Annotated in this window: 24 protein-coding genes; 8 read left to right on the forward strand and 16 right to left on the reverse strand. The window is 63.0% G+C overall.

Features of this window, described 5'->3' with window-relative positions:
* Positions 1-60: 60 nt before the first annotated feature.
* Both HBA54_RS14685 and HBA54_RS14690 read right to left on the reverse strand, forming a co-directional pair.
* Positions 61-2,544 (reverse strand): mechanosensitive ion channel domain-containing protein, encoded by a 2,484-nt coding sequence (locus HBA54_RS14685; protein WP_167225856.1) that lies wholly within the window; start codon positions 2,542-2,544, stop codon positions 61-63.
* 146 nt (positions 2,545-2,690) lie between these two features.
* Positions 2,691-3,419 (reverse strand): hypothetical protein, encoded by a 729-nt coding sequence (locus HBA54_RS14690; protein ID WP_167225858.1) that lies wholly within the window; start codon positions 3,417-3,419, stop codon positions 2,691-2,693.
* Between the two features lie 258 nt (positions 3,420-3,677).
* On the opposite strand from HBA54_RS14690, the gene HBA54_RS14695 reads away from it, so the two are divergent.
* Positions 3,678-3,959 carry a hypothetical protein gene (locus HBA54_RS14695; protein ID WP_167225860.1) on the forward strand — a complete coding sequence of 94 codons (282 nt, stop codon included), beginning with the start codon at positions 3,678-3,680 and terminating at the stop codon, positions 3,957-3,959.
* Between the two features lie 131 nt (positions 3,960-4,090).
* Here HBA54_RS14695 and HBA54_RS14700 read toward each other — a convergent pair whose 3' ends face one another.
* Positions 4,091-4,993 (reverse strand): LysR family transcriptional regulator, encoded by a 903-nt coding sequence (locus HBA54_RS14700; protein ID WP_205944656.1) that lies wholly within the window; start codon positions 4,991-4,993, stop codon positions 4,091-4,093.
* Positions 4,994-5,178: 185 nt separating this feature from the next.
* Here HBA54_RS14700 and HBA54_RS14705 point away from each other — a divergent pair, with 185 nt between their 5' ends.
* On the forward strand, positions 5,179-6,063 hold the full coding sequence (locus HBA54_RS14705) for a DMT family transporter (protein ID WP_167225864.1): 885 nt from the start codon (positions 5,179-5,181) through the stop codon (positions 6,061-6,063).
* A gap of 17 nt (positions 6,064-6,080) precedes the next feature.
* Here the strand turns inward: HBA54_RS14705 and HBA54_RS14710 are convergent, their stop codons facing one another.
* The 5 genes from HBA54_RS14710 to HBA54_RS14730 form a co-directional block, all read right to left on the reverse strand.
* Positions 6,081-6,476 carry a type II toxin-antitoxin system death-on-curing family toxin gene (locus tag HBA54_RS14710; protein WP_167225866.1) on the reverse strand — a complete coding sequence of 132 codons (396 nt, stop codon included), beginning with the start codon at positions 6,474-6,476 and terminating at the stop codon, positions 6,081-6,083.
* The gene (locus HBA54_RS14715; RefSeq protein ID WP_167225868.1) at positions 6,476-6,700 is read right to left on the reverse strand and encodes an AbrB/MazE/SpoVT family DNA-binding domain-containing protein; all 225 of its coding nucleotides are present in this window, start codon (positions 6,698-6,700) and stop codon (positions 6,476-6,478) included. The genes HBA54_RS14710 and HBA54_RS14715 overlap by 1 nt, the downstream gene beginning before the upstream one ends.
* A gap of 88 nt (positions 6,701-6,788) precedes the next feature.
* On the reverse strand, positions 6,789-7,583 hold the full coding sequence (locus HBA54_RS14720) for an ABC transporter ATP-binding protein (protein ID WP_167225870.1): 795 nt from the start codon (positions 7,581-7,583) through the stop codon (positions 6,789-6,791).
* Positions 7,580-8,482, reverse strand: a complete 903-nt coding sequence (locus tag HBA54_RS14725) for an ABC transporter permease (protein WP_167225872.1) — start codon at positions 8,480-8,482, stop codon at positions 7,580-7,582. The genes HBA54_RS14720 and HBA54_RS14725 overlap by 4 nt, the downstream gene beginning before the upstream one ends.
* A gap of 51 nt (positions 8,483-8,533) precedes the next feature.
* The gene (locus HBA54_RS14730) at positions 8,534-9,508 is read right to left on the reverse strand and encodes an ABC transporter substrate-binding protein (RefSeq protein ID WP_167225874.1); all 975 of its coding nucleotides are present in this window, start codon (positions 9,506-9,508) and stop codon (positions 8,534-8,536) included.
* Between the two features lie 203 nt (positions 9,509-9,711).
* On the opposite strand from HBA54_RS14730, the gene HBA54_RS14735 reads away from it, so the two are divergent.
* The gene (locus HBA54_RS14735; protein WP_167225876.1) at positions 9,712-10,719 is read left to right on the forward strand and encodes an aldo/keto reductase; all 1,008 of its coding nucleotides are present in this window, start codon (positions 9,712-9,714) and stop codon (positions 10,717-10,719) included.
* Positions 10,720-10,765: 46 nt separating this feature from the next.
* Positions 10,766-11,092, forward strand: coding sequence for a ribonuclease E inhibitor RraB (locus tag HBA54_RS14740; RefSeq protein ID WP_167225878.1), 327 nt, complete (start codon positions 10,766-10,768; stop codon positions 11,090-11,092).
* 80 nt (positions 11,093-11,172) lie between these two features.
* Here the strand turns inward: HBA54_RS14740 and HBA54_RS14745 are convergent, their stop codons facing one another.
* From HBA54_RS14745 to mgrA, 3 genes are all read right to left on the reverse strand, one after another.
* Entirely contained in the window at positions 11,173-12,324 is a 1,152-nt protein-coding gene (locus HBA54_RS14745; RefSeq protein WP_167225880.1) for an alpha/beta hydrolase family protein, read from the reverse strand.
* A gap of 152 nt (positions 12,325-12,476) precedes the next feature.
* A complete protein-coding gene (locus HBA54_RS14750; RefSeq protein WP_167225882.1) occupies positions 12,477-13,022 on the reverse strand; it encodes a PAS domain-containing protein in 546 nt (181 codons plus the stop codon).
* A gap of 149 nt (positions 13,023-13,171) precedes the next feature.
* Positions 13,172-14,215: an L-glyceraldehyde 3-phosphate reductase gene (mgrA, locus tag HBA54_RS14755; protein WP_167225884.1), complete on the reverse strand. Its 1,044-nt coding sequence runs from the start codon at positions 14,213-14,215 to the stop codon at positions 13,172-13,174.
* Positions 14,216-14,606: 391 nt separating this feature from the next.
* Between mgrA and HBA54_RS14760 the strand changes: the two genes are divergently transcribed.
* From HBA54_RS14760 to HBA54_RS14770, 3 genes are all read left to right on the forward strand, one after another.
* On the forward strand, positions 14,607-15,506 hold the full coding sequence (locus tag HBA54_RS14760; protein WP_167225885.1) for a transcriptional regulator GcvA: 900 nt from the start codon (positions 14,607-14,609) through the stop codon (positions 15,504-15,506).
* Positions 15,507-15,574: 68 nt separating this feature from the next.
* Positions 15,575-16,162, forward strand: a complete 588-nt coding sequence (locus HBA54_RS14765; protein WP_167225887.1) for a TetR/AcrR family transcriptional regulator — start codon at positions 15,575-15,577, stop codon at positions 16,160-16,162.
* A complete protein-coding gene (locus HBA54_RS14770) occupies positions 16,159-17,091 on the forward strand; it encodes a DMT family transporter (RefSeq protein WP_167225889.1) in 933 nt (310 codons plus the stop codon). The genes HBA54_RS14765 and HBA54_RS14770 overlap by 4 nt, the downstream gene beginning before the upstream one ends.
* A gap of 95 nt (positions 17,092-17,186) precedes the next feature.
* Here the strand turns inward: HBA54_RS14770 and HBA54_RS14775 are convergent, their stop codons facing one another.
* The 4 genes from HBA54_RS14775 to HBA54_RS14790 form a co-directional block, all read right to left on the reverse strand.
* Entirely contained in the window at positions 17,187-19,343 is a 2,157-nt protein-coding gene (locus HBA54_RS14775; RefSeq protein ID WP_167225891.1) for a SulP family inorganic anion transporter, read from the reverse strand.
* Positions 19,344-19,427: 84 nt separating this feature from the next.
* On the reverse strand, positions 19,428-19,814 hold the full coding sequence (locus HBA54_RS14780) for a hypothetical protein (RefSeq protein ID WP_167225893.1): 387 nt from the start codon (positions 19,812-19,814) through the stop codon (positions 19,428-19,430).
* 251 nt (positions 19,815-20,065) lie between these two features.
* Entirely contained in the window at positions 20,066-20,872 is an 807-nt protein-coding gene (locus HBA54_RS14785; protein WP_167225895.1) for a substrate-binding domain-containing protein, read from the reverse strand.
* 199 nt (positions 20,873-21,071) lie between these two features.
* Positions 21,072-21,860, reverse strand: coding sequence for an SDR family NAD(P)-dependent oxidoreductase (locus tag HBA54_RS14790; RefSeq protein ID WP_167225897.1), 789 nt, complete (start codon positions 21,858-21,860; stop codon positions 21,072-21,074).
* Between the two features lie 128 nt (positions 21,861-21,988).
* Between HBA54_RS14790 and HBA54_RS14795 the strand changes: the two genes are divergently transcribed.
* Positions 21,989-22,462, forward strand: coding sequence for a DUF1203 domain-containing protein (locus tag HBA54_RS14795; RefSeq protein WP_167225899.1), 474 nt, complete (start codon positions 21,989-21,991; stop codon positions 22,460-22,462).
* 4 nt (positions 22,463-22,466) lie between these two features.
* Here HBA54_RS14795 and HBA54_RS14800 read toward each other — a convergent pair whose 3' ends face one another.
* The gene (locus HBA54_RS14800) at positions 22,467-25,298 is read right to left on the reverse strand and encodes a DEAD/DEAH box helicase family protein (protein WP_167225901.1); all 2,832 of its coding nucleotides are present in this window, start codon (positions 25,296-25,298) and stop codon (positions 22,467-22,469) included.
* Positions 25,299-25,539: the final 241 nt, after the last annotated feature.

Genomic DNA, 25,539 nt, shown 5'->3' on the forward strand with positions numbered 1-25,539 from the left:
CAGCTTTCCCCAGAATAGAAAGATAGATCAGCCTTTGGAAATGTCCAATCCCGCGCCCGGTTACGACGCCGACGGGTCTTCCGGCTGGCCTGCAGAAGGGGATGGGCGCGCGGTAGAGGGGGGTGCCGCGGACTGGGCCGCCTGATCGGCAAAGTGAACGACGGACTGCGGAAAGGGGATTTCGATCCCGGCCTCACGGAACGATCGATCGATGTCGAACCGCAAGTCGCTGGCGATGATGACGCGATAGCTGATTTCATTTGTGAAACAGCGCAGTTCGAAATCGAGGCTGCTGGCGCCAAAGTTCATGAACAGCACATGGGGTTCGGGCGAGGTCAGAACTCTCTCGTGGCGCGCCGCACAGCCCAACAGAACTTCCCTCACTTTCTCGACGTCCGAACCATAGGCCACGCCGATAGGCACCTCGATGCGCCCATAGTGATCCTTGTGGGTCCAGTTCACCACCGCGGTCGAGATGAAGTCCGAATTGGGAATGATGACGGAAGCACGCTGAAAGGTCTGCAATTCCGTCGAGCGCACGGTGATCTGTTTGACGTAGCCTTCGTTGGCGCCGACCATCACCCAGTCGCCGACTTTGATCGGCCGTTCGATCAGCAGGATGATGCCCGAAACGAAATTACTGACAATCGTCTGCAGACCAAAACCGATACCGACGGAAAGCGCGCCGGCGATCAGGGCAATGTTGGAAAGGTCGATACCCAGGGCGGAAATACCGAAAACCGCCGCCAGGATGATGCCGACATAGCCAAAACCGGCAGCGAGCGAATGCTGGACGCCAGAATCGAACCCCGTCTCCGGCAGGACCTTGGTGCGCAAAAACCGCTGACTCAAACGGGTGACGATGAGTATCAGCGCAAAGACAATAATGGCCGCCAGCACGTCGGTGAAAGCGATGGTCACGCCGCCGATGGTGAAACCGGTGAGCAGCCTGCGGGCCTCGGTCCAGAACTCGCCGAAGGGCGATGACCAGAGAGAGGCAATCAGGAAGGCCCCGGCCACGGCAAAGACCGCATCCAGCAAAGTGCGCAGCCAGAACTTGATCCTGTTGCGGGCGACATGGCGAATTTCCAGGTTGTCGCGCATGAAATCGGACCGCAGGAAAGCGCCGATAAGCTCTCGCCCCAGCCCCCGCAGGATAACGATGCCGCCAAGACTGATGGCGCTCAAAACCAGGTTCGACAGCAGGAAGTCGCCAAGATCCGCGTAGCCAACCAAGGAAGCCAGGATGCTGGCCGCCGCCAGTATCATGGTAAGGCGCCGCACCAGGCGCCAGAACCCCGACTGGACGAACATCCTCGGTTCCGGCGGCCCGCCTTCCTCCTGACCCCCTTCCTTCTGACTGCCTGCCTCCGCAGCCATGAACCACCACCGGCGGCGGGTCATATCGATCAGCACAAGGGCCGGCAGAGCATTCAGAGCGAAAGTCGCCAGGGAGAAGTACGTATCCGTCACGCCGATCTGGCTGTGCGCCTCGGTCATGAAGATCTCGACAGCAAAAAGCGCGGCGAGCAGCGTGAATCGGCGTCCCAGGACGCGGGCATTGTCGGGCGATACCGGCAGCAGCCGCCACTGCGGCATGTCCGGCGAGAGCACCGCATAGGGCAGCGCCCAGGCCAGCGAGAAGAAAACCATGACCGCGAAGAACAGCGAGACGAGCGCCCAGAACAGGCTCTGGTCAGGCGCCCGGCTGGCGAGGGCGAGATAAAGCAGGCCGCCGAACAACAGGGCCGGTACGATACCCCGCGCCATTGCGTTGGCGATGGCCGCGACCAGCCGGCGGCTGTAGCTCGGTTCCGAAAGTGCCGGATCGCGGTCGTAGCGGGTGAGCAACCAGCGGCGCAGCAGCCAACCAATCAACACGGCCACGATGATAATGATCGCTATCCGGTAGGGTACTGCATTGCGACGCTCTTCGCTCTCCAGGCCCTGCCACCAAGTCATGGGGGAGCGAGCAATCTTCTCGATGACAACGAAGAACTCGGGCACACCCTGGATCCAGGTATCCGGTGACCAGGGAAAAGGATAGACCTGGAAAAGGGCCTCAAAACGCTTCTTCTGGGACAGCGTGCCAACCAGCCGGTCCAGTTCGTCGGAGCGGACGATGGCAAGGTTGGCCTGGGCCAGGCGCGCTCTCAGGCCCTTCAATTCCTGATCGAGAGCCTGGCGCCGCTCGGCGACCTCCTCCGCCTCCGCCTCTTCCGCCGTTTCCGGGGCAGGCCCCAGAACCTCCATCCGGCGCTCCAGCCCGCTGATTCTTTCCTGCGCCAGCGTCCTGATCTCAGTCGCCTCTCTGCGCACCCGCGCCGTCAGGTCCAGAAACCGCCGGGCGCTCTCTGCCGTCGTGTCGGCACGGCGCAGTTGCTGTTCGACGAGATCAAGCGTTCGGGTCCATTGATCGACCAGAACCGATGAGGTGTCAGCCGAGGTGGTCGTCTGGGCATGGGAAACCGACGGGAGGAACAGGTCCAGGCAAAGCGCGGAGACAAGAAAAAGAGCAAGGGCGGCGGAAAAGCGCAAAGTCATTACCTCACCCGGCGAAGGCCGGCGGGAGAAAATCTAGCACGCCCCCGGCAGGCTGTGGAAGCGCAGCGGCAAAGCCGCCGGCCCTTTGCCCTACAGATCGCGCAGGGGCAGCGGTCCGGTAAATCGGATCGCCAATCTGGTCAGAGTCAGGGATAGTCGCAGCGGTCGGCGGTTACACTCAGGAAGCCGCGGGCACCGGGCAGGAAGGTGAAGCGATACTCGTTGCTGCCGACGACAACGGAGTGATGCAGCGGCAACGTTCCTTCGGCTGTCACCGACTTGCCACCCAACGCCGTGAAGGCCACGGACACCGGCTGACCCGGATCGTACCAGGCCTCGATATTGCCGCTCGCATCACGCGCTGCAGTGCCACTGCCGGTCACCGTGATACTACGGTCGGCAAAACTCACCGCGTCGTTGGCCCCCTTTTGCAAAGGGGTCGTGACGATGAAGCGTTTCGTTTCCGGCTGGTCATCACAGGCGCGCGGTTTCTCCGCAGCCGAGATCAGAAAAGCCAAACGCTCTTCATCCGCCCCGGCCTTGAGCTTACTCTGCACCATGGCCATCAGCTCCCGCACGAAGCCTGTGGGCACTTCCTGCTCGTAGCGCGCCTGCCAGGCCGCAATGGCCTCCTTGGACTTGGCGAGTTCGGCGGCCAAAGCCGACGACTGCCCCTCAAGGCCGGCGACCTCGGCTGTCAGCTCGACAATGCGCTGCTCGGCCTTGGTCACATCGCGCGCCGCCAACTGCGACCCGATGCGGTAGGAATAAGCTCCGGCCGCCACGATCAGGGCCAGCGCCAGCGACCACTTGGTCACCCCCCACCAGAAGCGCCGGCGGCGGCGTACGCGGTTTTCATGCAGGCCCAGAGACATACTCGGTTAACACTCTCGCTTACTGTTCTACGCCCTGTTCTCGCAAGGCGATTTCAGCGGGGTCGGCGGGAAACTGGCCCGGGCTTGCCGGATCGCAGCTCTAACCAATTGAAATCGCGCATTCTTTGATCGAGACGGGAGCATTTTCTACCACCCTGCCCGGCGCCAGGCAAGCCGCCAAGCGGGGCAAATCCTAGCTTATAGACAAACGGAAGGCGTTAACGAAAGTTTGCCCTTTAGCCCGGTAGAGTGACAAAAATGAGGCAGGCGGTCTGCACCTCAGGAAACCAGCAAGCGACCCGGATGAGCGGTTCTTCAGAAGATCTTCGTCGGCACCTGCTAAGTCAGTTGAGGGCCCTGCGCGGGCGTATTGACAAACGCGTCCTCAATCACGTCTTGACCAAAGTCGATGGCTGGGAGCCGTACGACCAGGAATCCGCGGGCGAAGCGGTGCGACAGTTCCTGGCAACGCGACAGGACGGCGGCAAGTTTCAGGACCGCCTGCGCGGCGCGATGGCGAAGAAGAAAGACAGCGACTGATCCACGGCGATACGCTGCCGAGGTCGTATCACCCAGCCCAAACAGCGGGTCGTTACCCATGTCGCTTGAACTCTGGTTCGCTTACGCTCTCGCTACGGCGGACCTGAAGGCAGATTGTGTCTGCGTCGCTGTCAGGCAGCGCTTAGCCCCTCTCCGCTCAGCCAGCGCCGGTCGGCAGCGAAGAGCGCCTTCAGGGCATCGGCCAGAGCGCGGACGACCGGCTCGCGCAGCATGTCGCGGTGGCTCAGCAGGTGCTGGCGTCGGCCGAGCCCTTCGATCGGCGGGGTCAGGCGTTCCAGGCGCGGGTCGTCGTCGGCCAGGCAGCAGGGCGCGACACCCAGGCCAACGCCTTCCGCCAGGGCCTCCAACACGACGTCCATATCGGTGGTGCGCAGACGCGGCGGCCGCGCGAGGCGGCTGTCCAACCACTTCTTCTGGGTGGGAAAGAACAGCCGGTCTTCACTGAATCCGATCCAGTCGCAGTCGGCATAGCGCGCCTCGCTGCGGGCCGCCGGCTGACGGGCAACCAGATCCCGCGCCCCATAAACGGCATAGCCGATATCGCCCAAGCGGCTGACGATCAGGCTGGCCCCCTCCGGCAGGCATTCGCGGATCTGCAGATCGGCTTCCCGGCGCCAAAGGTTCACGTCGGCATGGGCGGGCAGGATCTCGATCTCCACCCCCGGTGCGGCTGCAAACAACTGATCCATGCGCCGGCTCAGGTAGCGAGAGACCGTCTCCATGGCCGAGATCCGCACGGTTCCGCTGGCTGTTGCCGGCAATGCCGGACGCAGACGCGCCACCGCATCCGCGGCCTTCGCCATCTCGGCGACCAGCGGTATCAGTTGCTGGCCCGCCAGGGTCGGCGCCAGCCCGCTGGGCAGCCGCTCGAAAAGGCGCGCGCCCAGCATCTCCTCCAGCGCGCGCAGGCGGCGGCTCGCCTTCGGCTGGCTGATACCCAGGTGCCGGGCTGCCGCCGAGAGGCTCAGACTGTCGGCGGCGGCGTTGAGGACCCTCAGGTCATCCCAGTTCATTGCGGCTAGTCCGGCCTGCTCCATGGTGCTCCCCTGCCCTCTCTTGCTCATTCACTGGTGAATGGCAGATATACAATAAATCTATATTCCATGCACAAATGATAGAGCGCATGATATCGGAATGGCAACCGCCCAGGCCGGGGCGCGCGCCTTCCCGAATCGACAAAACCGGAGGAAAGCGCCGCGTGTCGCGCGATCTCGTCAAAGCCATGGCCTGGGTGACCCTGGGCGCCTTCCTTTTCGCCTTCATGTTCATGCTGCCGAAGCTGACCTCGGCAGCGGTGGCACCGCCACAGGTTGCCTTCCTGCGTTATCTGGCGGGTTTTCTGATCATCCTGCCGTTCTTTCTTCAGGCCCACGGCCACCGCGGCGCACTGCCGGAGCTGATCGCCCCCACGCGGCGGCGCCTGAACCTGCTGCATGGACTGCGCGCCTGCTGCGGGGTGACCAGCGTCGCCTTCGGCGCCTATGCGGTCATCCACATCCCGCTTGCCAATGCCCAGGCTATCGCCATGGCCAACGGGGTCTTCGCCGTGCTCTTCGCCGCCCTCTTCCTGAAAGAGCGGCTGACCTCGAGCGACCTTGTGGCGGGAGGCGTCTGTCTTGCCGGCGCCGTCGTGGTGGCCGGGCCGGACTTCGATGCGCCCGGCTGGATATCCCTGGGCGCCGCCGCCGCCGTCGTGCAGGCCGTCGCCTGGGGGGCCGAGGTGGTGCTGCTGCGCTTCACGGCGGTGAACGACACGACCCAGCGCACCCTGACCCTGGTGAACGGCGGCGCCAGCCTGCTGCTGTTGATCCTTACCGCCGCCTGGTGGAACAGGCTGCCGCTGAGCGACATCGCGACCCTCTTGGCCATGGGGCCGGTCGCCATCATCGGCCAGTACTGCAACATCCGGGGTTTTCGTCTGGCCGCCGCTGCCGAACTGGTGCCGATCAAGTACAGCGGCGTGGTCTTCGCGGCGCTGCTTGGGATCGTCTTCTTCGATGAATGGCCCCACCTGACCGCCGTCCTGGGCGCCGTGATGATCTGTGCCGGCGCCGGCTATCTGGCCATGACGAAGACGGCTTAGTACGTCACAAGGCCTTTCTATACATTGGACCGCGGTCTTGAAGACTCCTCGAACCACCGGGCCAGGGTTGCGCCATCCACCTCTCCTGCCGCGAGGGCGAGAATCATATGGACGATGGCCGTTTCCTCCGGCTCGAAGTCATAGCCGTTCAACGTCAGAAAGACCGCGCCGGCCAGAATGCCGCTGCGCTTGTTACCATCGACAAAAGGATGGTTGCGGACAATGCCAAGGCAGTACTCAGCCGCCAGCGCAAAGAAAGAGACATCCTCCTCATAGGCGGCGCGGTTACGCGGACGGGCCAGTGCGCTTTCCAGCAGACCAGCATCACGAACGCCGTCACTGCCACCAAAGCGCGCTATGGACTCGCGGTGAAAGGCCATCGCCATGGCGATGGTAAGCCAGCGACGATCCATCACTCCGCCAGTTTTTTCATGGCGTTCGGGTAGCGGCGGATAAAGTCACCGGCAGCTTCCAGGGCCTCGGCAAAATCCGGATCGAAAGGGGTGAGCTCAATACCGTCGCGGGTCTGCACCACATAGAGGCTGTCACCTTCCTTGAGCCCCATCGCCCGGACGTGCTCGGAAAGGGTCACGCCAAGAGAGTTGCCGATCTTGCGGATTTTCACGGGTTCAGACATCCGTCCGGCGTCCTTCGGTTGCTGAAAAATTCGACTCATAATACACTACATAATTATACAATTGTATAATTATGTAGATCTAAGGTCTCTAGCTCAGCAGCAGGGAATCGCTGTCCAGTTCCTCGCCACGCACCTGGGCGAAGAGGGCCATGAGGTCACCGACCTCAAGCCGGGATCGCTCCTCACCCGCCACATCCAGCACTACCTTTCCCTCGTGCAGCATAAGGCTGCGGGTGCCCAGCGACAGCGCCTGGCGCATGGAGTGGGTGACCATCAGGGTGGTCAACTGCTCCGCCGCCACCAGATCGCGGGTGAGGTCGAGGACGAAGGCCTGCATGCGCGGGTCCAGGGCCGCCGTGTGCTCGTCCAGCAGCAGGATCTTGGTCGGCCGCAGGGTCGCCATGACCAGACTGACGGCTTGGCGCTGGCCGCCGGACAGCAGGCCCATACGATCGCCGAGCCGGTTCTCCAGGTTGAGGCCGAGGCGCGCGATCCTGTCGCGGAATTCCCCCCGCCGAGCGGCAGTGAGCGCCTTGTCCAGTCCGCGCCGGGTGCCGCGTGCGGCCGCCAGGGCCAGATTTTCCTCGATCGTCAGGTCTTCGCAGGTGCCGGCCAGCGGGTCCTGAAACACCCGCGCCACCAGCGCGGCGCGGCGCGGCGCGGCCCAGCCGGTGACGTCGATGCCATCGATGACGATGCGCCCGGCAGAAGGCGCCACCTCGCCGGTCAGGCAGTTCAGCAGGGTCGACTTGCCGGCCCCGTTGGAGCCGATCACCGTGACGAATTCGCCGGCGGCGATTTCCGTGCTCAGCCCCTGCAGGGCACGGGTCTCCATGACGGTTCCCGCATTGAAGGTGACCTGCAGGTCCTCGGCGCGGATCATGGTTTTGCCCCCCGCGTAAGCAGACCCTTCAGTGGGTTGCGGACGCCGGGCAGGATCAGCGCCAGGGCGACCAGGACGGCGGTCACCAGATTCAGGTCCGCCGCCTTCAAGCCCAGCACGTCGGCGTTCAGTGCCAGCGCAATCGCCAGGCGATAGAGGATCGAGCCCAGCAGGCAGGCGACCACGGCGATCACCACGCCGCGGACACGGAATATCGCTTCGCCGGCGATCACCGCGGCCAGGCCGACGACGATGGTGCCGGTGCCGATGGTGACATCGGCAAAGCCGTTCATCTGGGCAAAGAGGGCGCCGCCCAGGGCGACCATGGCATTCGACAGAGCCATGCCGACAGCCGTTACCCGGGCCGTGGCAATGCCCTGGGCCCTGGCCATGCGCGGGTTCGCCCCGGTGGCGCGCATGGAAAGGCCGTAGTTGGTGATCAGAAACCAGGCGATCATTGCTGCAACGATCGCCACCACGACAAAGCCCAGCAGCGGTTTGAGGTAGAGCCCGGAAAGACCCAGGCCTTCAAAGGGCGTCAGCACCGTCGGCTCGGTAATCAGGGCTACATTGGGCCGGCCCATGATGCGCAGGTTCACCGAGTAGAGCGCGATCATGGTGAGGATGGAGGCCAGCAGATGCAGGATACCGAAGCGCAGGTTCAAGACCGCGGTCACCAGCCCGGCCAGCGCTCCGGCAACCACCGCGGCCAGCGTCGCGAGATAGGGATCGACCCCGGAGACGATGAGCGTCGCCGCCACCGCCGCCCCCAGCGGGAAGCTGCCGTCAACCGTCAGGTCCGGGAAGTTCAGAATACGGAAAGAAAGGTAAACCCCCAGGGCGACGAGACCGTAGACCAGACCGATCTCGATCGCCCCAAGGAAGGAAACCAAATTCATAGGCGTTACGGGTCCGCTTGCGGCGGCACGGCCCCAGCGCTGGGGAGCCGGCTAGCGCACGACCTCCTTGGCTTGCTGGATCAGCGCCTCCGGAATGGTGACGCCCATCTTTTCCGCCATTCCCGGGTTCACGTAAAGCTCGGTGATGTCCACACCCTCGACGGCGATGTCGCCCGGCGCCTCGCCCTTCAGGATACGCACCACCATCTTACCGGTCTGGCGGCCGACATCGTAGTAGTTGAAGCCGAGGGCGGCAACGGCGCCGCGCGGCACCGAATCCGTATCGCCAGCGTAGACCGGAATCTTGTTGTCGATGCCGACTTTGACCACGGCTTCGAACGCCGAAATGATGGTGTTGTCGGTCGGCACATAGATGACATCCGCCTTGCCGACCAGGCTCTGCGCCGCCCCCAGCACCTCGGATGTCTTGGTGGCGGGGCCCTCGACCACGCTCAGCCCGCGGGCCGGCGCCTCCTGCTTGATCAGTTCCAGAAGGCTGAGGGAGTTGGCTTCGCCGGGATTGAACATCACACCGACGGACTTGGCATCCGGCGTGATCTGCTTGATCAGGTCCAGGTGCTTGCCGATCGGCGAAAGATCGGACATGCCGGTCACGTTGCCGCCCGGCTTCATCGGATCGCCGACCAGCTTGGCGCCGACCGGGTCGGTCACCGCGGAAAAGACCACCGGAATATCCTTGGTCGCCGAGACGACGGCCTGGGCCGAGGGCGTGGAGATCGGCACGATCACATCCGGCGCCTCACCGACGAACTTGCGGGCGATCTGCGCCGCCGTGGCGGGATTGCCCTGAGCGCTCTCATAAAGGAACCGCAGGTTCTCGCCCTCCACATAGCCGGCGGCCGCCAGCTCGTCGCGCACCCCGTCGCGCGCAGCATCCAGGGCTGGATGTTCGACAATGGCGGTGGTCGCGACGACAACGTCGGCTGCCTGGACCGCCGCAACCTGAACTGTGGTCGCGGTCAGCAGCGCGAGGGAGAGGGATGACAGCAAGCTTCCAAAGCGCATGGCGGTCTCGCTCCTATTCCAGAGTTCAAAATTGTTACGCTTTGGCTTAGCACGCGTCCCAGCGGCAGTCCAAGGCCGAAGCTGTTTCAGTTATGCAACAGATGTGGCGGAAGGTTGCCCGACCGGCAGGGATCGGACTACACTCGCAGCGTCATTTCAGCCCCCAGACCGCCCAGCGATAAGCTCCCGCAGCGAGGATCCCCATGGATATGCGCAAACTCGGCCGTTCCGGCCTGACCGTCTCCCCCATCTGCCTCGGCACCATGATGTTCGGCGACCAGACCGAAGAAGCCGAGGCCAAACGCATCATCGACCATGCCCGCGACCAGGGCGTGAACTTCATCGATACCGCCGATCAATACGCCAACGGCGCGTCGGAGGAAATCGTCGGCCGCGCCATCGCCAAGAACCGGGATTCCTGGGTGCTGGCCACCAAGGCCGGCAATCCCATGAAGGGCGCCGATGCCAATGGCTCGGGCCTGGGGCGCAAATGGCTGCTGAAAGCCATCGACGACAGCCTCGACCGCCTGGATGTCGACTATGTGGACATCTGGTATCTGCACCTCGACGACTACACCACGCCGCTGGAGGAAACCGTCAGCGCGGTGGCGGACGTCGTCGGCTCCGGCAAGGCCACATACTGGGGCGTCAGCAACTTCCGGGCCTGGCGCATCTGCGAGCTGATCCGCCTGGCGGAACAGGCCGGGCTGGACCGGCCGGTGGTCTGCCAGCCCTACTACAACGCCATGACCCGGGTGCCGGAAGTCGAGATCCTGCCGGCCTGCGAATACTACGGCCTGGGCGTGGTACCCTATAGCCCGCTGGCCCGCGGCGTGCTGACCGGCAAGTACGCCCCTGGCGCAACCCCCGCCGAGGGCACCCGCGCCGCGCGCAAGGACACCCGCATGATGGAGACCGAGTTCCGCGAGGAATCCCTGATCATCGCCCAGAAGATCAAAAAGCATGCCGAGGCCAAGGGCATGACCGCCGGCGACTTTGCCGTGAACTGGGTGCTGGCCAACCCCATCGTGACCTCGATCCTGGCCGGCCCGCGCACCATGGAGCATTGGGAAGGTTACGTCGCCGCCCTGGCCCACACCTTCGACGCCGATGACGAGGCGCTGCTGAACGACCTCGTCGCGCCCGGCCACCCCTCCACCCCCGGCTACAACGACCCGCGCTATCCCGTCACCGGTCGGCCGGGGTGGTGAGAACTCGCTGACTGAATATGCGAAAGCCGAATGTATGGACAGATAAATGGATCACGATTGGGACCGCCAGTTTCAGGAGACCGAACGAGCCTATAATGATCTGCGGCGCAAAGCTGTGGATTTCGAGCCGAGTTATAAGCTCGATCTCCAGTTCTTTCCCGGTACCGCGAGCCCGGATCGCGACGGCTTCGCCGCGGCACTGCGGAAGGCCGGCTACGAAGTCAGCTTCTATCGTGACGACTCCACCGTCGAAGCCACAACCGCGCCTCTGTTATTGACCGTCGATTCGATCTGGGCGCATGAGCGCAAAGCGACAAAGATCGCTTTGCGCCATGGCTTCAAGCCGGATGGCTGGGGGTTCATGGAAGCCTAGAGCAGATCGGGGTTGATGGACTAACGCCGGGGGAATGGAACTCATCAAGAGGGGTTCGGATTAACCCGGTGATGCGCCGCTCAACCGCCGTCACGGACCAGCAGAACATCGTAGATCGCCTGGACCAGTGTAAAGGTGTCGCCCAGCGAAACCGACTCAAGATCCGCGTGATCGAGGCCGTCCAGCAGATGGACCCGGGCGCGCGATGCTTCGCCGGGCCGCCTGACCGCCGCGGCCAGGGCGAGGCTTTCGCTGTAGGGAACGATCGAATCGTCACGGCCATGAACCAGCACCATCAGAGGTCCGGGGCCGCTTAGTTCCTGCGCCGAGAGATCCAAGGCTTCCATCTCCCCCCGTACACCGGGCGGCAAAGCCTCAATCAGATCTGCGGCCCGCGCCGGATCGCGGTTGTTCAGAAAATCGGCGACGGCTTTGCCGTCCGGCCCCAGCCGGTTCTCCAAATCTTCCAAAGGCGCTGCTGGATCAGCCAGCTTGCGGTCCGCCATCGCCGCCAGCAGCCATTGGTCGCGGGGTTCCTCCAGCCGCCCGGCGTTGGCCCGCACGAAGACCCACTTGCCGTAGCTGTTGGGTTCCAGATAGCGCCGGGTCTGAGTTTCCGGATCGTTGAAATAGCCGGTGGTGAAAAATGTCGCCACGGCGGCGCTGTCGTAGTAGCCGCCGATGGCGACCATGACATCGACCCGATCACGCAGGTCCGGCTGGTGAACCGCCAGGGTGGCCGGCCCCACGGCATAGGAAATGGCAACGGCGCCGAGCGGCCGGTCGGCGCCCTGCTGTTGTTCGAGGTACTTCAGGGCATCGGCGATCACCTGGGTATCGGCGGAAGAAATCGTAAGCCGGCGCAGGTTCTCGATCTCCGGCACCAGAACAGCGAAGTCAGCATCGGCCAGGGCCGCGGCAAAAGCCACGACTCGCGGATCGTCCCGGCCCTGGGGGCTGGCCCCGGGAACGACGACGAGCCCGGCCCGCGGCTCATCCGTCTTGCTTCGATAGAGATCGCCGGCCCCGGGACGCCCGTCGATACGGTAGCTGACGCTCTGCCGCTCTACATCGGGAGACACTTCCCCGGCAGCGATATCGGCGAGCAGGCTCGCGGACTCATAGGCGCGCAGCGGCGAACAGGCGCCCACAACGAGCGCGGCGAGGATTATCAGACACCAGCGCTGCGCCATCGCGGCGACGCCGGTTCCGGTGGAAGCGGATTGATGCATCGCGCGGCCTTTGTCTTGTCGCCCGTTACGCCCAGGTTGAAGGGGCTGCTCTAAACGTGGTCCCTAACAGGTAGTTAGGCAGCCGTATACGACAACGTTATTCGCCACCGTTGTCCGGCCAGCCGCAGTCTCTGCTGAATGATCGGTCAGGCTTAGCCGCCCAGGCCACCGGCGGCCTGAGACCTGTCCGGGGACACCAGATCATCGACGGAAACGAAGGTCAGCGTCTGTTCCTGCATCGTAACGGCGTTGAGATCGACCAGCGATTTGCGCAGGGTAGCACCGACGATGCCGCCGGCCTTCTCTCCGTCGTCGGACAGCGGCAGGGCAAGGCGCTGGCCCACGGCCATGCGGTCGGTGCAGCGGTATAAAGGACCGCTGGCGATCATGGCCGCTTCCTCTTCGATCACCCGCAGGAAGTTCGCGGTCACCGTAGGGAAGTGATCAGGGGCCACAAGCTCTGAAAGCAGGTGCCCGGTCACCGAGCGGCCGAAGGCATCGTTCACTTCCTCGCCGGCAATCCGGTAGCGGAAGGTGCCGGCGGCGGGCTCGTGCTCCATCACCCAGATGATCGGCAGGACGGGGCCCAACTTCAAGGCATCGATGTCACGGCGTGACGGCATCCGTCTGGAACCGCGAGCCTCCAGATAGTGGGAAAGCAGGTTTCGCAGAGGCCCGCTCTCTATCGACTGTGTCACGATGCTCCCATTTCCCTGGCGTCAGGGCGGGCCCCCACCTGCCCTCACAGTCGCCCCAACGACTGTTGCAATATTACGCGAGGACCTTAACACAGAAGGAACGATCATGTCGCCTGCCCCGGCGAGCGGGCGCAAGCCCGCTGCGCGCTCTACCCGTGGGCGCTGGAGGCCGCCCAGAGGTTGATGCCACCATCGGTTGCCAGCTTGTCGATTTCGGCAAGCTCACCCTCTGTAAAGGTCAGATGATTGAGCGCGGCCACGCAGTCCTCGACCTGCTCCACCCGGCTGGCGCCGATCAGCGCTGTGGTGATCCGCGGGTCCCGCAAAACCCAGGCCAGGGCCATCTGCGCCAGGCTTTGGTTGCGGCGCTTGGCGATTTCATTCAGGCCGCGGATTTTCTCCAGGTTCTCTTCGCTCATGTGTTCCGGGCGCAGGGACTTGTCGGCCTTGGCGCGGCTGTCGTCCGGCACATCCTTTATGTACTTGTCCGTCAACATGCCCTGGGCGAGCGGCGAAAAGGCGATGCAGCCGATACCCTCATCGTCCAGCGCATCCAGCAGCCCCTCGGTCTCGACCCAGCGGTTCAGCATCGAATAGCTCGGCTGATGGATCAGACAGGGAGTGCCGAGGTCACGCAGAATTTTCGCCGCCTCCCGGGTTTTCTGCGGTCCGTAGGAGGAGATACCGACATAGAGCGCCTTGCCCTGGCGCACCGCGGCATCGAGCGCGCCCATGGTCTCTTCCAGCGGCGTGTTGGGATCGAAGCGATGGGAGTAGAAGATGTCGACGTAGTCCAGGCCCATGCGCTTCAGGCTTTGGTCCAGGCTGGCCGTCAGGTACTTGCGGCTGCCCCAGATGCCATAGGGACCGGGCCACATGTCGTAGCCGGCTTTGGAGGAAATGATCAGCTCGTCGCGGTAGGGCGCGAAATCGTTCTTCAGCAAGAGTCCGAAGTTCGACTCGGCGGAGCCCGGCGGCGGCCCGTAGTTGTTGGCGAGATCGAAATGAGTGATGCCGAGATCGAAGGCGCGGCGGCAAATGGCCCGGCCGGTCTCGAAAGGACGGTCACCGCCGAAGTTGTGCCACAGCCCCAGGGAAATCGCCGGCAGATCCAACCCGCTGCGGCCACAGCGGTTATAGGTCATGGCGTCGTAGCGCTCACCGTTGGCCAGATAGGGTGAAAATGCGGACATGGCGGTCTCCTCCTGCGATCGGGGCCGCCTGGGGGGCGGCCGTAGAGTGTTATGCCGTCTTCCAGGCGACGGGCCGCAAGGTATCGCCAACCGCAGCGCCAAGGAAGGAACAAAACCCAGAATACAACCAGAGTCTCTTAAAGCACAACTTAGTGTATGAAAGTTCAGGCGACCGGCTTGGCCGGCTGTTCGAAAACCTGGGAGCCCGCGTGACGGAGAAGCGAAGGGCGGTGCTTTCCGTCACGCGAGCCCACAGAACGCGGCCACCTTGGATGGGAGGAAGGTTGGCCACTCACTTGGGGAGTGTGGCCGGAAGATGGTGGTGGAACGGAAACTTGACAAACGAAAAGAACTAAGCTGAGACTAAGTTTAACTTATCTATGAGGTACCCTTGGCCCGCGACCTGCCACCCTTGATTGCCATGCGCGCTTTCGAAGCCGCCGCGCGCCAGGGCAGTTTCACCAAGGCCGCCACGGAACTGAACATCACACCGGCGGCCGTCAGCCAGCAGGTACGCCACCTGGAACAGCAGCTTGGCGTCACCCTGTTCCTGCGGCAGGCCCGCGGCATCACCCTGACCCCCGCCGGCAAAGACTACACCCAGGCCCTGGGGCCGGCCCTGGACCAGATCGCCGAGGCCACCCGCCAGGCCCGGGGCGCCGACCGCAGCGGCCGCCTGACCGTCGCGACAACGCCGTCTTTCGCGGCCAAGTGGCTGGTCCAGCGCCTGGCGCGCTTTCAGGCCGAGCAGCCCGACCTCGACGTCCGCCTCTCAACCTCCAACGCCCTGACCAGCTTCAGCGAGGACGACATCGACGTGGCCGTGCGCTTTGGAACCGGGCAGTGGCCCGGCGCGGTGGCGCGGCTGCTCATGACCACCGAGCTGTTTCCGGTCTGCAGCCCGGGGCTGCTGCGCGGGCCGCGGCCGCTGCGCCGGCCGGAAGACCTGCAGCACCATACGATGCTGCGGCTGATGTTCCCGGACTGGACGAAGTGGTTGGAGGCAGCGGGTTTGCAGAACCTCGCCCAGAGACGCGGCCCGCAGTTCAGCGACGCGGGCCTGATGATGCAGGCAGCGATCGATGGCCAGGGCGTGGCACTCGGCCAGCGCGTCCTCGTTGCCGACGACCTGGCGGCCGGCCGGCTTGTGGAACCCTTCGATCTGCGGGTGCCGAGCGAGGTCTCCTATTTTCTGGTAACGCCCCAGGCTGCCCTCGTCCGCCCGAAGGTCGAGGCCTTCTGCGACTGGCTGGAAGAAGAAGCCCGCGCCGCCCAGTCCCCATCGCGCTAAACCCCGGCAGGCCCATCCGCAGCATCACAGCGCTTGACCAAATAGAACGACCGTTCTACTCATGAAAAATGAGCAAGAAGCGCGATACACTGATCGCCACGGCCGACCGGCTCTTCTACACCGAGGGGTTTGCCGCCACCGGCATCGACCGCGTGGTATCGGTTGCCGGTGTCGCCCTGGGCACCCTCTATCGTCACTTCGATGGCAAGGCCGGCTTGGTGGTCGGCGTGCTCGACTACCGGGAAACCGCTTTCTTCGCCCGGCTCGACGAAACGGCCGCGGGAAAGGAAGGCAGGGACCGGGTTCTTAGTCTGTTTGACGGTTTGTTGAGTTGGGCCGAGCAGAAACCCGGCAACGAGAACGGCTGCCTTTTTCTGCGCGCTGCATCGGAGCACCCAGAGGAGCCGGCAATCCGCACGCGCGTTCTGAAGCACAAAAAGACCTACCTGACGTTTTGCCGCAAACACCTGCGCGAAGGCGGCTGGGACGCCGCCGCCGCCCGCCGGCTGGCGCCCAGGATTTTCCTTCTGCTTGAGGGCGCCGTGGCGACCTGCGGCTTTCTGGGAAACAGGATCGCAATCAAACAGGCCCGCGACGCCGCGGAGGATCTGTTGAGTCAGGATCCATCAACGCCAGCAATGCAGAACCGTTCATGAAGCGCGCCCTGCTGGTGACGCTGCTGCTTGAAGCCGCCCTGGTCATTGCCTGGAGTTCCGGCTTCATCGGCGGCAAACTTTCCGCCGATACGCCGGGAGTCTTTCTCGTCCTGTTCTGGCGTTTCCTGATCGCCAGCCTGCTGCTCATCCCCTTTCTGTTTCAGGCCCTGCGCAGAGGCCTGAGCGCTGCCCAGTTCCGCCGGCAGGCCATCATCGGATTCTTTGGTATGACCGTTTATCTGGCCGCCGGGTTGAAAGGAATCGAACTGGGCGTGCCCGCCGGCCTGGCCGCCCTGATCGGCGCCCTGCAACCCATGGCGACCGCTGTCCTTGCCGGACCGCTGTTGGGGGAAAAGGTGGGACGGCGTCAATGGTTCGGCCTGCTGCTCGGTTTCGCCGGTGTTACCCTGGCCGTAGGCGGCAACAGCGGCGATGCCCCCGTCTGGGCCTATGGTCTCTGCCTGTTGGGCATGGCGAGCCTGGTTGGGGCGACGCTCTATGCCAAGGCCCGGGGGGATACAACTGCCATGCTGCCCACCCTCGCCATCCACTGCATTGTCGCGACGCCCGTTTTTCTGGTCCTGACGCTGCTGGAAGGCAACCTCGTCCCACCTTTGGAAAGCGACTTCGTCTTTGCCGTGGGCTGGTTCATCGTCTTTTCGACCTTGGGCGGCTACGGCCTCTATTGGGTCTGCCTGAAACGTACCACGGCGACGCGGGTCTCCAGCCTCATCTACCTGACACCGCCGGTGACCATGATATGGGCCTGGGCTATGTTCGGCGAAGCCCTCAGCGCCGCCGGCTGGGCCGGCTTCGCCCTTTGTCTTCTGGGAGTGGCGCTGGCAAACCGACGCCGACACCAAGGAGACAGTCTGGACGGCGCCGTCGGTATTGCGCCAGCTTCGGATCGATCTGCCAGATCTCCATAACCAGATCATCGCCGCGGCAGGTCAGCACATAGCACGCTGGAATGGTTTTTGAGATGCCTGGGCACCGTGTCTCACGGAAAAGCCTCTTTAAACTCTCAAACCCCGAGATCGCGCAAAAGAGTTGTCGTGCGATTGAGCCTTCGCGCCAAGTCGCGTGCGATCAGCTTGTGGAACACCGAAGCAATCTCAGGCTGGTCTCTTTCCAAGGTTTCCATGCGATCCATATCGATCCGCAACAGCTCTGACGGCGCGTCCGCGATAATGTCGGCGGATCTGCTGCGCCCGGAATAATATGCCATTTCTCCGACAACAAAACCTGGGCGGATCTGTGCCACAACCGCGGTCTGGCCATCACTGCGCGACACCACGACCTTCAGTTGACCCGAGCGTAGCAGGTAGATGTCGTTCGAAAACGCGCCACTCTCCACAACCACAGCGCCTGCATCCAGCGTCATCTGCTCGGCATATCCATCCAATGTGTTCTCCGTGAACAACGCCTCCATACGGTTTAGAATGCTTTCTTCACTTGCGAGGTCATCGGCTTCTGTTTGCGCTAGAAGTGTGTCTTCGAGATGCACTAAAGCCTCGTCGAGCGAACTGAAGAAGCCGACGTCTTGTGGACCCAGGCATTCTCGCAACTCCGATTCCACTGGAGTTGTAAGACTTGCCAACGTCAGGTGCACTTCTCTCTGCGCGCAGTCTGATACCAGTCGCTGCAAGACGCGCAGCGTGGAGACATCAACGCCGGTAACATGCTTGAAATCGATGACCAACCAACGGACCTGTGGGCCGTCGCCGTCCATCACAGTTTGCATACGCTGGCGCAGTACGTTGGAGGAGCCGAAAAAGAGAAACCCGGACAGTTCCACAATTCGTGCCTGAAGGCCTGCTTCAGCCAAAATGCGCAATTCGGTGTCGGGGCGCTCAACACAAGACCGCCTACCCGCCAGGTTGCTATGCGAACGGATCAAATCGAGTTTTGCGTAAGCGATCACAAAGAAGGCGCAAGCGGCTAACAACCCCACGGCAATGGCGGTCAGGAAGCCATAAGTGACGGCAATGATGGGGATCAACACGACAATCGCATAGTCGCGCATGCCTAGACGCCGCCGCTCTTCCCAGAGCCATGTGTAAAGCAGATCGAGGCCCAGAAATGCGATCACTGCGGCGAAAAGGCCGACGGGCAGGGCGGACATCATACCCGCTCCCAACAAAAGGACCAAAGCGCAACCGACGCCACTGCTGATCCCAGCAATCGGTCCGACCAGACCGAGCCTGTTGGCCAGAATGGACTCGCTCAGACTGTGATAGCCCGGAAGACCCCCGACACAAGCGCTTATCATATTGGCAATACCAGCGCCTTTCACCTCTCGGCTGATGTCGAAATCCCTCCGAAAGGCCAGTTCCAAGCCTGATGCGTTGAGCGTCTTGCCAATCATGGCAGTCGCGATGATGGTTAGGATTACGGGTGCTTGTGACATGATGGCAAGCCAGTCGGCTTGGATCAGAAGCGCGGGGTCGATGCCCAACAAGAAGCCTCCGTCCTGGAACGGTCCAAGCAAGAGCCCTTTTTCGCGTGCCTCGGCCATGGACAGACCAAAGACCCAGAACAAGATATAGTACCCAACCGCCGTGGCTATCAGGGCCAACGGCAACGTGATGTGACCTCTAAAAACGCGCGTAGCGATGACAATCGTGACGGCTGCGACCAGAGCAGGTAGCCATTTGAACAGGGTATCGGGCATCACGTAAACAGCCCACCCGCCCGCGTTAACCGACGAACCCACGGCCACGCCGATACCGCCAATCAAGAGCAAAAGCCCGGTCGCCGCCAAAAATCCGGCGAGAACCGGATAGGGCACGAAGCGTGCGATATAGGCTAGTTTCATCTGTCCGATCAGCAAACCAGCCGCGCCTGTCGCCAGGGAGGCGACAACGATCAGACAGGCAATGGTCGCGAAAAGCTCCTCGCCTGAGAGTTCGCCCGCCGCGACGAATGTCGCAGCGGCACCTGCAAGCAAGATGGCAGGCACATCCTGTGGGGCGAGAATGGAGCCGCGGAAGGAAAGTGTGAACGCGCCCGTCACAGCAATCACAAAACTGCCCAACAAAGTCAGCCCAATACCGCGATCAAGATACTGGGCCAACTCGCCAGTGTAGATGATAGCGGCAAAAGATATGGCGAAGACCGCCGAGACTAGGGCGATGAAAAACGCCCCAAAGGTAGTTCGAACTAATGCTGACAACTGCATTACTCCCTGAATCCTGGTTTTCCCAAGGCTTCCATTTAGAACGCCTTGCTTTTCTCAATGTTGCTGATGGTGATCCCTGTATGGTCAATGCGGACGTTTCAGCCAGGCGGTCCTCGTCAGCGCGGCAGCGCCGGCCGCCGGCAGGTCGTTGCGCAGGTAAAAGACCAAGCGACGCCCCTGACCGTTCTCGTACATCAACAGGGCCGCCGGCGCGTGGTCGCCGACCATCAGGCGGCCACCAACCAGTTCGAATCCAAGATCGCCGAGCCGGGGAATCCGAAAGGCCATGCCCATGCGGTTGGAGAGCCAGATCGAGAGATGCTCGGCCTCCGTGGCTGCGACCTCTGCCGGATGACGATTGTCCGGCGCGTAGACCACATAGGCGGCGGCATCGGGGTTGCGCGCCAGACTGCGCGCAAAGCGCCTGAGATGCGGAATTTCCACGATCAGTAGGGAACGGTTCCTCAGCATGGTTGAACGATCCTTCGGAATTTCCCTTGAGATTGCTTGGTTTGAGCAGCGCGGTTCCCCTATCTACGTGCCGAGGGCCGGAACGACTTCAGCCGCAAGGCATTCAGGCGCAGATTCTGAGGCAGACTGTTTCAGTTCTTCACGGCAGCGACCCGCGGCCTGAAACCGCTTCGAGGTAAGCCGAAAAGGCTCAAATCCGCCGGGGCAAGGCCCCGGCGGATCCCCAAGCGGCGCGAAGGCAAGCCTTCCGCTCACTTCATCCAGCCATCCGATGCGAAGAGCCTTGCCGCTTCGGGGCCCTTGAGGAAGATTAGAAAGTCGGTGGTCACCGGGTCCGCCTCGGGCGAGAGAACCACATTGGTTACCCGATAGATGCGCCGCTCTTCTTCAAGCTCCACAAATTCGGCCGCGTCGGGATGATTCAGAGGCCAATGCACCCAGGTCAGCCAGGCATCCGCCTGACCCGCCGTAAAGGATCGAAAACTGGCGCCGCTGCCCTTCTCGACGAAGGCAATATTGCGGCGCAACCGTTTAACGTCCTCAAGAGCGCCGAGCCGACCGGCGATATCCTCCCAGACGCCCGTGCCGGAGGTGTTGTAGACACCCTTGCCTTCGGTCACCACAACCCGCATGCCGGGCTGCAAGAGATCGGCGAAGCCTGATATCCCTTTGGGATTGCCCTTGGGAACGACGATGACCGAGCGGCGGATGAACAGCGGCTCGACGGCGCCGCTTTCAACGAAGCGGTAGTTCTCCAGAAAGGCTGTCATAGACTGTTCGGAGCTGCCGAAAATCATGTCGGCACCGGCCTGGGCATCCTTGGTCCACTTGCTTTCCGGGCCGAAGACGACCTCGACCTTGACACCGGTTTTTGCTTCGAACGCCTTGGCGGCCTTGAGGAAAGCGGTGTGCGGCCCGCCCGGGCCGAAGATGCGGATGACTCCGTCCTTAGGCTGGTGGGCGATGCTGGGGTCGTAGAGATCGGAAGCCTTGGCAAGGCCGGCCGTGGATAACAGCACCAGCGCAGCGGCGGCACCGAAAAACACAGATCTGCTCATGAGGCGAATTCCCTTCGCTTGGTCAAAGAAAGGCGCCAGGCAGCCGTCCTTGCCGACACTGACACCTCTGACCTACGCGCGGGGAGCCGGGATTATTTCACCGCCACCGCCGCCGGTGCATCACATCGCTGTGAGGCCCCTCTCCTCACCGGACCGAAGGATCTGCGCTTCCTGTCTGCGGCAACGGGGCCAGCGCTGTTCACGCCGCGCTGATACCGCCGTTCACGGAGATCGCCTGGCCGGTAATCCTGGCCGCCGCCGGGCTGGCCAGAAAAACGATGAGTTCGGCCAGGTCCTCAGCCGTGGTCGGGCCAAGGCCGGCGAGGGGCCGCGCCTTCTCAAAGAGCTTCCTGGAGAAGGTGCCCTCGGCCATCAGGCGTTCGGTAAGCGCCGTACCCTCGACCAGCGAAGGGGTGATGGCGTTGGCGCGGATGCCGTTACGCTTGCCCTCGATGGCCAGACCGCGGGTGAACTGAATAATGGCCGCCATGACCGCACCGATGACGGTCTCGCCCGGTGTCGCGACTTTTCCGGCGTCGGAAGCGATGGTCAGGATACAGCCGCCGCCGGCCTCCATCATCACCGGCAGGACTGCACGACAGGCGTTCAAGCTCGGCGCCAGATCCTGCAGCAGTGTGTCGTTCAGTTGGGAAATGGGCTGGCGGAACAGCAGTTCCGGCAGGTTGTTGCCGCCGGGCGAGCAGACCAGCAGGTCGACCCCCGCCATGCCCTTGGCCGCCGCCGCAGCCATCTTTTCAGCCTCCGCTCCATCACTACAGTCCAGGACCAGGGCGCCGACATCCGCTTTCTCGTCGATGCGCCGCAGGTCATCGACGGCAAAGGCAGCCCGCTCCGGATTGCGCCCGACGACCCGCAGGCGCGGGACCCCGGCCTTCAGCAAGGCCTCAGCCGCCGCAAACCCGATGCCTGAAGTGCCGCCGACAACCAGTGCCGACATGTCCGGGAAGTCTTTCACCTTGGCTGTCATTTCCTGCTCCCTGACTCAAACCGCTTTCTGCAAGGGGAGCAGCTTGCGCCGCAGAGCGCAAGAAGCGGATAGAGCCTTCTCATGAAGCAGGGCAATGTCGGGCTTAGACAACAACCCCGGAGCTACTCATGCCCTCATTGCGATTCATCGCGCTGGACAGCGAGACCGTGAAAAGCCTCCGCAACGGCGGCAAGGATGCACATGGCCAGGAGCCGGAGCGTCAGGTTTCCGACGGCGGCGGCAATCCCTGCCGCCACTGCCTGGAAGATATGCCCGAGGGAGCCCCCTTCCTGGTACTGGCCCACCGCCCCTTCCCGGACCTTCAACCCTATGCCGAGGTCGGCCCGCTCTTCGTCCATGCGGAGGATTGCACACGCTACCCAGAGACCGCCGGTCCGCCGGCCTATTTGAAAACACGCGAAGCGATACTGATTCGCGGCTACGGCACCGACAACCGCATCCTCTATGGCACCGGGCAGATCGTGCCTCCGGAAGACATCGAAGCAATTTCAGCCAAGCTGTTCGAGGACCCGAAGATCGCCTACATCCACGTTCGCTCGGCCAGCAACAACTGCTACCAGTGCCGCATCGAACGGGGGTGAACGGCTACTCCCAGCGAAGCTTGCGCTCCGCATCGCGCCGATAGCCCGCCGAATAGGAAAGCAAGCGGGCGCGCAGCAAATGCAGCCGGCCGTCCCGGGTTCGCGTGTTTATGATTTCGCAAGGTCCGATGCGCCGTTCCCAGGCGCGCTTCAGCTTTGCCAGGGCAAATTCGTTCGCGCTGATGACATCGGGAACGGCGTGATAGTCGGTCTGTTTCAGCCAGCCGCTGCGGTGATGGCGGACCAGGATGTGCCGTGGGTTCTCGATCGGGGCGAAGAAAACAACCATGGCATCGGCGAAGGCGACTTCGTCATGATGCAGCCCGCCGGCAAGGCGGCAGAACTTCTGACCGAGGACCGATTCCTCTTCGACCCGAACATCCAGGCTTTTTCTCGGCGTATCCAGGATATCGGCGACGGACAGGCCGTCGAGAAGGCAGCGGCCGATCTCGGCCATGTAGCGAAGCGGCGAGCCGGCCCGGATGCTGCGCATAATCGCCCCACCGTGATAGGCACAGGCAAGCAACAGCGCGGCACCAACAATGACCAGCCAGGTCTTAAGCCCAACCTCAAGAAAATGGAGACTATAGGCCAGAATCTGGATCACCAGACCAATAAGACCAACCAGCAGCCAGGAAGAGCCGAACTGCACGATCCCCTTATGGCCTTGCGGTTGCGGCAGAACCGCGCCGGTCGCCGGCCGTTCGATACCCGAGCTGCCGAGAAAAACGCTGGCCCAGGCCCGGGCGACATGGGGCCGGTCGGCGGCCCTCGCCGCCATGGTCCTGTTCCAGTCCGACGCGGTCTGCTCGTTCCAGCGGGCTGTCGCGATTCCAAGCCGGGCGATGCCCGACTCGATCACGGGGAGTTCGGAATGGGATACCCCGGCGAAGGTCTTGAAACGGCGAAAGACGGCCCAGGCATCCTGGCCCAGAGAAAAAGGGTCGCGATCCAGGCGGCCCTGGGCCGCGTTTTCCTGCCGCGTGAAGTTCAGCGCTTCCCAGAGCGATGACTGACTGGTCGCAAGGGTCGTGAAAGGCGGCAGTATGGTCGCCAGGTGCCAGATCGCCGCCACCTTATCCGGATCTTTTTTCGATACTCTGATCGCCCGCCCGCGCATCTGGTTCGACAACATGAAGGACTTGACCGAGGTCGCCAGGATCAGGGAATTGATCGAGGGTGCATCCCATCCCTCACCCAGAAGCGCCGCCGTCCCGACCAGGCAGCGCAGGTGGCCTTCCTCGAAAAGATGGGTGATCACGCGCAGGCGCAGCGCGGCTTTACCTGCGCTGGCATCGACCTTGGACCAACCGGGAACGTGCTGCAGCGGCTTCAATGTCAGCGCGGCTTCGGACAACCCCTGTTTGGCGGCCTCGGACCGAAAGGCCGGAATGACATCATCGGGTATCACCACCCAACTGCCTGTCATCAGTGCCGGCCGCAGCGCCGGTGCCAGGCCGGCCTGCCCCAGGCGCCGGAGGACCGGCCCGGCGCCCAGGGTATCGCTGGAGCGGTCGGCAGGGCGCGACAGCGCCGAAGACCGTATGAAGTCGGTGAGCACGACAAGACGCAACCTATCGCCCAGGGCCGCCAGTTCGGCTTTGGCAATCGCTTCTATGCTGTCCAGCTTGCCGGCGGTTCCGGCCAGCGCACGGACAAGCTGCTGCTGCTTGCGCAGACGAACCCGCCCTCTCCACAGCGCGCCGATCGACTGCAGTTCGCGGCGCAGGCGCTCGGTCAAAGGGCCACAGTCGAATTGCCCGTCACCGTTCAGTATCTCCTGAAAGAGTGCTTCCAGCACCTGCGCGCGCGGTTCGGGAATCTCCGGCTCGCTGATACCCAGGATGGCCGGCGCGATTTCGGGAATCTCACGGCCATTCAGTTTCATGATCGCCAGCAGGCCGCAGAAGACGGCGGGCTTGGCGAGAATCTCCGGCTCGAATTTCTCCGGCTCGACAAACCACGCGAAGGCAGTAATCCAGGTCAGCAGCGTTTCGTCGTGCGCCCACTCCCAGGCCAGGGCATCGGCCTCTCTTGCGAAGGCTTCCAGACTATCGATCGGCTCACCCTGGGCGACGCTGAAATGAAGAAAATCCTGGTGCGGACAGAGATCGCCCTGCTTGACCAGTTCGGGGATCGAGATTTCCGCATCGACCGGTCCGCAGACCTCGGCATAGCGGTCCCACTCCTCCTGCTCCACATCGTAGGGCGGGGTGGCGGTAAGGCTGACTATATGGAAGTCGGGCCGCCGCGCCTTCAGATAACCGATGACTTCCTGCAGGCTTTCCCACCAGGCACGGCGCAGATGATGGGCCTCGTCGAGCACCAAAGTCTCGATCCCGGCGCGCTCCAAAATTTCCAGCAGCGCCTCCCCGGCCAGGCGGGCGGAATCGGCGCTTTCCTCATCGTCAATTTCATCCTGTTCGTCCTCGGCGTCGCCCTCTTCACCCCCGGTATCGCCATCCAACAGGCCGCGCAGGGTGGTGTGCAGGGACTGATAGGTGGTCGAGGTCAACCAGCCGGGCGCTGCGACATCAATGCCCAGACCCGGAGGCCAGACCGCCGCCTCCGGTTCGAAGAGTTCACGCAGGCGCATGACCCACTGGTCGCGAATGGCCCTGGTCGGGGAAAGGATCAGGGTCGGGCGGCCGAGGCGGCGTAACACCTCCAACCCCAGCACCGTCTTGCCGGCGCCGGGGGCCGCAACGATGTTGAGGCGCGCGTCGTCGAGATGGCTTTCCAGCTCACCCAGCACCCGTGCCTGATAGGCGCGCCACTGGCCGGCAAATTGGAAGGCCGGGAACACGGCCGGCTCTGTCTGTAAGGTCGCGTCCACTCGTCCCCCGAAATGCCTGCGTAATACAGACCGAGAGACTAGAGCAGATCCCGGTCGAATGGAATTGGCCCGATAGAATTACCCGGGGCGATCCATCGACCGAGTGAATCTGCTCTAGGGTCTGTACCCAATTAGGGGATTCCAGTTGAGTTGGATTTGTGATTCAAGTTTCCAAGGATAGGAGGCTTGAATGGCAAGGCAGCTGTTTTGGTTGAGTGAGGAGGAATGGGCGCGCATTGAG

Origin of the sequence: Pelagibius litoralis, assembly GCF_011683915.1 — a bacterium.
GTDB classification, from domain to species: Bacteria; Pseudomonadota; Alphaproteobacteria; order Kiloniellales; family Kiloniellaceae; genus Pelagibius; species Pelagibius litoralis.

What these genes read in the sequence shown, in the direction of transcription:
- HBA54_RS14685 (WP_167225856.1), bottom strand. Translation starts at nt 2,544, where the DNA reads ATGACTTTGCGCTTTTCCGCCGCCCTTGCTCTTTTTCTTGTCTCCGCG.
- HBA54_RS14690 (WP_167225858.1), bottom strand. Translation starts at nt 3,419, where the DNA reads ATGTCTCTGGGCCTGCATGAAAACCGCGTACGCCGCCGCCGGCGCTTC.
- HBA54_RS14695 (WP_167225860.1), top strand. Translation starts at nt 3,678, where the DNA reads ATGAGGCAGGCGGTCTGCACCTCAGGAAACCAGCAAGCGACCCGGATG.
- HBA54_RS14700 (WP_205944656.1), bottom strand. Translation starts at nt 4,993, where the DNA reads ATGAACTGGGATGACCTGAGGGTCCTCAACGCCGCCGCCGACAGTCTG.
- HBA54_RS14710 (WP_167225866.1), bottom strand. Translation starts at nt 6,476, where the DNA reads ATGGATCGTCGCTGGCTTACCATCGCCATGGCGATGGCCTTTCACCGC.
- HBA54_RS14715 (WP_167225868.1), bottom strand. Translation starts at nt 6,700, where the DNA reads ATGTCTGAACCCGTGAAAATCCGCAAGATCGGCAACTCTCTTGGCGTG.
- HBA54_RS14720 (WP_167225870.1), bottom strand. Translation starts at nt 7,583, where the DNA reads ATGATCCGCGCCGAGGACCTGCAGGTCACCTTCAATGCGGGAACCGTC.
- HBA54_RS14725 (WP_167225872.1), bottom strand. Translation starts at nt 8,482, where the DNA reads ATGAATTTGGTTTCCTTCCTTGGGGCGATCGAGATCGGTCTGGTCTAC.
- HBA54_RS14730 (WP_167225874.1), bottom strand. Translation starts at nt 9,508, where the DNA reads ATGCGCTTTGGAAGCTTGCTGTCATCCCTCTCCCTCGCGCTGCTGACC.
- HBA54_RS14735 (WP_167225876.1), top strand. Translation starts at nt 9,712, where the DNA reads ATGGATATGCGCAAACTCGGCCGTTCCGGCCTGACCGTCTCCCCCATC.
- HBA54_RS14740 (WP_167225878.1), top strand. Translation starts at nt 10,766, where the DNA reads ATGGATCACGATTGGGACCGCCAGTTTCAGGAGACCGAACGAGCCTAT.
- HBA54_RS14745 (WP_167225880.1), bottom strand. Translation starts at nt 12,324, where the DNA reads ATGCATCAATCCGCTTCCACCGGAACCGGCGTCGCCGCGATGGCGCAG.
- mgrA (WP_167225884.1), bottom strand. Translation starts at nt 14,215, where the DNA reads ATGTCCGCATTTTCACCCTATCTGGCCAACGGTGAGCGCTACGACGCC.
- HBA54_RS14765 (WP_167225887.1), top strand. Translation starts at nt 15,575, where the DNA reads ATGAGCAAGAAGCGCGATACACTGATCGCCACGGCCGACCGGCTCTTC.
- HBA54_RS14770 (WP_167225889.1), top strand. Translation starts at nt 16,159, where the DNA reads ATGAAGCGCGCCCTGCTGGTGACGCTGCTGCTTGAAGCCGCCCTGGTC.
- HBA54_RS14775 (WP_167225891.1), bottom strand. Translation starts at nt 19,343, where the DNA reads ATGCAGTTGTCAGCATTAGTTCGAACTACCTTTGGGGCGTTTTTCATC.
- HBA54_RS14780 (WP_167225893.1), bottom strand. Translation starts at nt 19,814, where the DNA reads ATGCTGAGGAACCGTTCCCTACTGATCGTGGAAATTCCGCATCTCAGG.
- HBA54_RS14785 (WP_167225895.1), bottom strand. Translation starts at nt 20,872, where the DNA reads ATGAGCAGATCTGTGTTTTTCGGTGCCGCCGCTGCGCTGGTGCTGTTA.
- HBA54_RS14790 (WP_167225897.1), bottom strand. Translation starts at nt 21,860, where the DNA reads ATGACAGCCAAGGTGAAAGACTTCCCGGACATGTCGGCACTGGTTGTC.
- HBA54_RS14795 (WP_167225899.1), top strand. Translation starts at nt 21,989, where the DNA reads ATGCCCTCATTGCGATTCATCGCGCTGGACAGCGAGACCGTGAAAAGC.